Genomic DNA, 5,046 nt, shown 5'->3' with positions numbered 1-5,046 from the left:
GTGGTGCCACGCTCGTCCAGCGCCACGATGCGCGAGCCACGCGGAATCGCGGCCTCGATGCGTTCGCGTTCGGCCGAGAGCAGCGTCTCCAAGGTCTTGGAGCCACGCGGTTCGGTCTTGACGGCTTTGAGTTCCACCCGAAGCTCGGGTGGAAAGCGTTTGGCGTAATCGTCGTAGGCGGTCTGGGCCCAGTCGGGCACCCGCTGCCCGACCGCGACGATCAGCAGCTTCATGCCTTGCGGGGGGCAGCGGCCTTGGTGGTTTTGCGAGCAGGCGTCTTGGCAGCGGGTTTGACCGCAGCCTTCGGTGCTGCTTTGGCGGCCACTTTGGGCGCTGTCTTTGCAGCGGGCTTCGCACTGGGCGCCACGCGTGGCTTGACCACCAGTTTCTGCAGCGCGGTCTTCGGAACGGCCACGGGCTTGCGGGTGGTCTTGGCGGCCGTGGTTTTGGCCGGGGCCGCCTTGGCTGCCGACTTCACCGCGGGCTTTTTGCTCGCGGTCTTGGCCACGGGTTTGACCGGTGCTGCGGCCGCCGTGCGGGCTGCCGACTGAGCGGCCTTGCGCGCCGTGCTCTTGGCGGGCTGGGCGGCAGCGGTGGCCACCGGCTTCTTGCGGCTCTTGGCAGCGGGCTTGGTCTCGGCCACCACAGGCTTCTCGGCTCCGTGTTTCAGGCGAATCGGCTTGGCTCCCCAGATCTCCTCGAGCCGGTAGTACTGGCGGATCACGGGTTGCATCACGTGGGCCACGGCAGCGCCGCAGTCCACGATGATCCATTCGCCGTTGTCTTCACCTTCGATGCGGGGTTTGTCGAAACCGGCTTCGCGCACGGCGTCTCGTACGCTGGCGGCCAGGGCTTTGGTCTGGCGGTTCGAGGTGCCGCTGGCAACGATCACACGCTCGAAGAGCGGTGAGAGGTGTTCGGTGTTGAAAACCACGATGTCCTGACCCTTGACGTCCTCCAGCCCGTCGACGATGGCGCGCTGGAGTCTCTGGATGTCTTTTTTGGCAATGGTTTCGCTGGTCATGAAGGATTCTGATAAAGGTGATGGGTTGAAATGTAGCCTGCGACGGCCTCGGGCACCAGAACCTCCAGGGCGGCGGTGCTTTGCGCCGCCTGTCCCAGTCGGGCCCGCACGGCGGTCGCGCTGATGTTCTTGAGCGGCATGTCCAGACGCTCGAAAGGAAGATCCACCTGCGACAGATCGGTTTCCACCGCCTGGTCGAGCGGGGCGTCGGCACCGATGTTGGTGGCGCGATTGGCCACCGCCAGCGTGGCCAGCTCCAGCACTTCCTGCCAGCGCACCCAGGTGCGAAAGGCGAGCAACTGGTCGGCGCCAAGCACCAGAAACAGTTGGGCGCCAGGGTACTCCCGAGCCAGCTCGCGCAGCGTGTCGGCCGTGTAGCTCGGGCCCTCGCGGTGGATTTCCCGTTCGTCGATCTTCACGCGGGCCAGGTCGTCGAACGCGAGATGGCACATGGCCACACGGTCGGCGGCGGGCGAGAGCACCCGGGCCTTGTGCCAGGCATGGCCGGTGGGCAGGATGTGCAATGCGTCCAGACCGAGCTGCTGCAAAGCGGTTTCGGCCAGCGCGCGGTGCGCCCAGTGCGGTGGATCAAACGCGCCACCGAACATGCCCACGCGCTGCGAGCTCGCGGCATCCTGCTTCAAAGCCAGTCCTTGCGCACCAGAAAGTCCTTGTAGAGCCGCTCTTCGGGCGTGCCCTTTTTCGTCTTGCGGTTGTAGGCCCAGCTGACCAGCGGCGGCATGGACAACAAAATGGATTCGCTGCGCCCGCCCGACTGCAGGCCGAAATGCGTGCCCCGGTCCCACACCAGGTTGAATTCAACGTAGCGCCCGCGGCGGTAGAGCTGGAAGCTGCGCTCGCGTTCGCCGTACGGCGTGTTCTTGCGGCGGTCGACGATGGGCAGGTAGGCATCGAGAAAGGCGTCGCCCACCGAGCTCATCATGGCGAAGCTGCCGTCGAAGCCGAGTTCGGAAAAATCGTCGAAGAAGACACCACCGATGCCACGTTGCTCGTCGCGGTGTTTCAAATAGAAATATTCGTCGCACCAGGTCTTGAAGCGGGGGTACTTGTCCACGCCGAACGGGTCGAGCGCGTTTTTCGTCGCGCGGTGGAAGTGAACCGCGTCCTCTTCAAAACCGTAGTACGGCGTGAGGTCCATGCCGCCGCCGAACCAGCACACCGGCTCACCACCCGCCGGCGTGGCCGCGAGCATGCGCACGTTCATGTGCACCGTGGGCACGTAGGGGTTGCGCGGGTGGAACACCAGCGACACGCCCATGGCTTCAAACGGCGCTCCGTTGAGCTCAGGCCGATGCGCTGTGGCCGAGGGCGGCAGGCGCGGGCCCGTCACGTGCGAGAAGCCGCAACCCGCGCGCTCGAAGACGGCGCCGTCTTCGAGGATCTGCGTGATGCCGTTGCCCTGCAGGGTTTCGCCCGGCGGTTTCGTCCAGCGGTCCACCACAAAGCTGCCACCGTCCACCATGGCCACGGTGGAGGTGATGCGGTCCTGCAGGTCGATGAGGAACTCGCGCACGGAAGACAGGGAAGTCTGTTTCATGGTTTGACCGAATCGTCGGAAAAGGAGCGCTGGCTGTAAAGCAGGCGCCGGTGTCGCGGGCCGGGATCAGAGTGCACGGTAACCGATGTCGCGGCGGTGCTGCATGCCATCGAAGTGAATGCCGTCCACGACCTCGTACGCGCGATGCTGCGCGAGCGCAACCGTCTCGGCGAGGGCAGTCACGCACAACACCCGCCCACCCGAGACCTGCACGGCTTCTGCAGACCCCGACGTTCCGGCGTGGAACACCATGCGGTCGGCGGCATCGGCGGGCAGACCGGTGATGGCGTCGCCCTTGCGCGGGTTCAGAGGGTACCCGGCGGCGGCCAGCACCACGCCCAGCGCCACGCGCGGGTCCCAGTCAAGGCTCACGCGGTCCAGCTCGGCCCGCGTGGCCGAGAGCAGCACCTGCGTGAGGTTGCTCTTGAGGCGCATCATGATCGGCTGGGTTTCCGGGTCGCCCATGCGGCAGTTGAATTCCAGCGTCTTCACGCGCCCGTCGGGCGTGATCATCAGACCCGCATACAAAAAGCCGGTGTACGGAATACCGTCGGCGGCCATGCCGCGCAGCGTGGGCATGATCACCTCGCTCATGGCGCGCTCGTGCACCGCGGGCGTGACCACCGGCGCGGGCGAGTACGCGCCCATGCCGCCGGTGTTGGGGCCTTGATCGGCGTCCAGCAGGCGCTTGTGGTCCTGGCTGGTGGCCAGCGCCAGCGCGTGCTCACCGTCGCACAGCACGATGAAGCTGGCTTCTTCGCCTTCGAGGAATTCTTCAATGACGACGCGTGCGCCGCCTTCGTTGTGTGCCACGCCCAGGGTGTTGTCGAGCAGCATGAAGTCGATGGCTTCGTGCGCCTCGGTCGCCGTCATGGCCACCACCACACCCTTGCCCGCCGCCAGGCCATCGGCCTTGACAACGATGGGCGCACCCTCGGCGTCCACGTAGGCATGGGCCAGGGTCGGGTCGGTGAAGGCCTGGTATTTGGCAGTGGGAATGCCGTGGCGCTCCATGAAGGCCTTGGAGAAGGCCTTGGAACTCTCCAGCTGTGCGGCGGCCCTGGTGGGTCCAAAGATCGGCAGACCATGCGCGCGGAACTCGTCCACCACACCGGCGGCCAGGGGGGCTTCAGGCCCCACCACGGTGAGCGCCACACCCTGGGCCTGAGCCCATTCGCGCAACGCCACCTTGTCGGTGATGTCAAGGTTGATCAGATCGGGGTCGCGCGCCGTGCCGGCGTTGCCGGGTGCCACGAAGACCTGGCTCACGCCCGCGTCGTGCTTGAGTTTCCAGGCCAGCGCGTGTTCGCGGCCACCGCCGCCAATGACGAGAACTTTCATTCGTGAATTTCTGCGTTGTGGAAAACGCCTTGCACGTCGTCCAGGTCTTCCAGCACATCCAGCAGCTTCTGCATGCGCGCGGCGTCCTCGCCGGTGAGCTCCACCGTGTTTTCGGCGCGCATCGTCACCTCGGCAATCTCGGGCTTGAGGCCGGCGGCTTCCAGTGCGTTCTTCACGGCTTCGAATTCGGTGGGCGAGGTCAGCACCTCGATGGCGCCGTCGGCGTCGGTGATCACGTCGTCGGCGCCGGCTTCCAGCGCCACTTCCATCACCTTGTCTTCCGATGTGCCGGGCGCAAACACGAGCTGCCCGCAGTGCTTGAACTGGAACGACACCGAGCCGTCGGTGCCCAGGTTGCCGCCGTGTTTGCTGAAGGCGTGGCGCACCTCGGCCACGGTGCGCACCTTGTTGTCGGTCATGGTGTCGATGATCACCGCCGCGCCGCCGATGCCGTAACCCTCGTAACGGATCTCCTCCAGGCTCACGCCTTCGAGCGTGCCGGAGGCTTTCTCTACGTTGTATTTGATGCGGTCGGCCGGCATGTTGGCCGCCTTGGCCTTGTCGATGGCCAGGCGCAGGCGCGGATTCATGGCAGGGTCGCCGCCACCCTGGCGCGCGGCCACGGTGATCTCACGGATGACGCGCGTCCAGATCTTTCCGCGCTTTTCGTCCTGGCGTCCCTTGCGGTGCTGAATGTTTGCCCATTTGCTGTGTCCGGCCACGAAATTGTCCTTTTGCCTGCTTGGGCTTTGATCTAATAAGCCTGCGATTTTACGTTTTCACCCGCCCTCCCCCGAACCCGCACACAAGGAAGCTCTGCCATGGCCGAACCGATGCTGATCGCCCAGAACGCCACCACCACCTGCCAGTTGCTGCCGGGCCTGGCCAACCGCCATGGCTTGATCACGGGCGCCACGGGCACCGGCAAGACGGTGACGCTGCAAACGCTGGCCGAACAGTTCTCCAATATCGGCGTGCCGGTGTTCATGGCCGACGTGAAGGGCGACCTCTCCGGCATCAGCCAAAAAGGCAGTTTCGGCGAAAAGATCAGCAAGGTGCTGCAGGAGCGCGGCATCACCCTTCCCCCCTCGCAGGCCTGCCCCACCACGCTGTGGGACGTGTT

At 65.5% G+C, this 5,046-nt stretch carries 7 protein-coding genes; 1 reads left to right on the top strand and 6 read right to left on the bottom strand.

Annotated features, from left to right (window positions below; translation table 11 throughout):
- The 6 genes from Q0C59_RS18600 to Q0C59_RS18575 form a co-directional block, all read right to left on the bottom strand.
- A partial coding sequence (locus Q0C59_RS18600) for a 23S rRNA (pseudouridine(1915)-N(3))-methyltransferase RlmH (protein ID WP_291218363.1) occupies nucleotides 1-233 on the bottom strand: 233 nt, incomplete at its 3' end.
- Complete coding sequence (gene rsfS / locus Q0C59_RS18595; protein ID WP_291218361.1) at nucleotides 230-1,024, bottom strand: ribosome silencing factor; 795 nt, start codon at nucleotides 1,022-1,024, stop codon at nucleotides 230-232. The genes rsfS and Q0C59_RS18600, both read right to left, overlap by 4 nt.
- A complete protein-coding gene (gene nadD, locus Q0C59_RS18590; RefSeq protein ID WP_291218358.1) occupies nucleotides 1,021-1,668 on the bottom strand; it encodes a nicotinate (nicotinamide) nucleotide adenylyltransferase in 648 nt (215 codons plus the stop codon). Before nadD ends, rsfS begins: the two co-directional genes overlap by 4 nt.
- Nucleotides 1,665-2,582: an oxygen-dependent coproporphyrinogen oxidase gene (gene hemF / locus Q0C59_RS18585; RefSeq protein ID WP_291218354.1), complete on the bottom strand. Its 918-nt coding sequence runs from the start codon at nucleotides 2,580-2,582 to the stop codon at nucleotides 1,665-1,667. The genes nadD and hemF overlap by 4 nt, the downstream gene beginning before the upstream one ends.
- A gap of 66 nt (nucleotides 2,583-2,648) precedes the next feature.
- Nucleotides 2,649-3,923 carry a phosphoribosylamine--glycine ligase gene (gene purD, locus Q0C59_RS18580; protein WP_291218353.1) on the bottom strand — a complete coding sequence of 425 codons (1,275 nt, stop codon included), beginning with the start codon at nucleotides 3,921-3,923 and terminating at the stop codon, nucleotides 2,649-2,651.
- Nucleotides 3,920-4,645, bottom strand: a complete 726-nt coding sequence (locus tag Q0C59_RS18575; RefSeq protein WP_291218352.1) for a YebC/PmpR family DNA-binding transcriptional regulator — start codon at nucleotides 4,643-4,645, stop codon at nucleotides 3,920-3,922. The genes purD and Q0C59_RS18575 overlap by 4 nt, the downstream gene beginning before the upstream one ends.
- A gap of 99 nt (nucleotides 4,646-4,744) precedes the next feature.
- Here Q0C59_RS18575 and Q0C59_RS18570 point away from each other — a divergent pair.
- Nucleotides 4,745-5,046, top strand: a 302-nt coding sequence (locus Q0C59_RS18570; protein WP_291218346.1) for a helicase HerA-like domain-containing protein, incomplete at its 3' end; no start/stop codon positions are given.

This window comes from Hydrogenophaga sp., assembly GCF_022844385.1.
In the GTDB taxonomy this organism is placed as follows: Bacteria; Pseudomonadota; Gammaproteobacteria; order Burkholderiales; family Burkholderiaceae_C; genus Hydrogenophaga.
This window is presented reverse-complemented; position numbering and strand designations above follow the sequence as displayed.